Origin of the sequence: Kitasatospora sp. NPDC127067 (assembly GCF_042724755.1) — a bacterium.
GTDB lineage: Bacteria > Actinomycetota > Actinomycetes > Streptomycetales > Streptomycetaceae > Kitasatospora > Kitasatospora lactacystinica.
In genome coordinates this window covers 1-1,019 of record NZ_JBHXEM010000314.1, presented here as the reverse complement: position 1 = coordinate 1,019, position 1,019 = coordinate 1, and the positions used below count along the sequence as shown (strand labels likewise).

At 67.9% G+C, this 1,019-nt stretch carries 1 protein-coding gene; it reads left to right on the top strand.

Annotation, left to right across the window (positions count from 1 at the left end):
* Window positions 1-1,000, top strand: a 1,000-nt coding sequence (locus ACFWJ4_RS41675; protein WP_380554719.1) for an acyl-CoA dehydrogenase family protein, incomplete at its 5' end; no start/stop codon positions are given.
* Window positions 1,001-1,019: the final 19 nt, after the last annotated feature.

The following is a 1,019-nucleotide window of genomic DNA, read 5'->3' as shown; positions in this document are numbered from 1 at the left end:
GGGCAGTGATCTGCACGCGGTGCACGTGCCGGAGGAGTTCGGTGGTGCGGGGGCGGATGCGCTGGCGACGGTGATCGTGATCGAGGAGGTGGCGCGGGTGTGTGCGTCGTCCTCCCTGATCCCGGCGGTGAACAAGCTGGGGTCGCTGCCGGTGCAGTTGTCGGGTTCGCAGGAGTTGAAGGCGAAGTACCTGGGGGCGCTGGCGCGGGGCGAGGGGATGTTCTCGTACTGCCTGTCGGAGCCGGAGGCGGGTTCGGACGCGGCGGGGATGCGGACCCGGGCGGTGCGCGACGGGGATTTCTGGGTGCTGAACGGGGTGAAGCGCTGGATCACCAACGCGGGGGTGTCGGAGTTCTACACGGTGATGGCCGTGACGGATCCGGAGAAGCGCTCGAAGGGGATCTCGGCGTTCGTGGTGGAGAAGGGCGACGAGGGGGTGTCGTTCGGTGCGCCGGAGAAGAAGTTGGGGATCAAGGGTTCGCCGACGCGTGAGGTGTACTTCGACAATGTGCGGATTCCCGCGGACCGGATGATCGGTGCGGAGGGGACGGGTTTCGCGACGGCGATGAAGACGCTGGACCACACGCGGGTGACGATCGCGGCGCAGGCGGTGGGGATCGCGCAGGGGGCGCTGGACTACGCGAACGGGTACGTACGGGAGCGCCGGCAGTTCGGGAAGGCGATCGCGGAGTTCCAGGGGGTCCAGTTCATGCTGGCGGACATGGCGATGAAGCTGGAGGCGGCGCGGCAGTTGACGTACGCGGCGGCGGCGAAGTCGCAGCGCGGGGACGCGGACCTGACGTTCTTCGGTGCGGCGGCGAAGTGTTTCGCGTCGGACGCGGCGATGGAGATCACGACGGACGCGGTGCAGTTGCTGGGCGGGTACGGGTACACCCGGGACTATCCGGTGGAGCGGATGATGCGGGACGCGAAGATCACGCAGATCTACGAGGGCACCAACCAGGTCCAGCGGATCGTGATGGCCCGCAACCTCCCGTAACCCCACCCGTAACCCCACC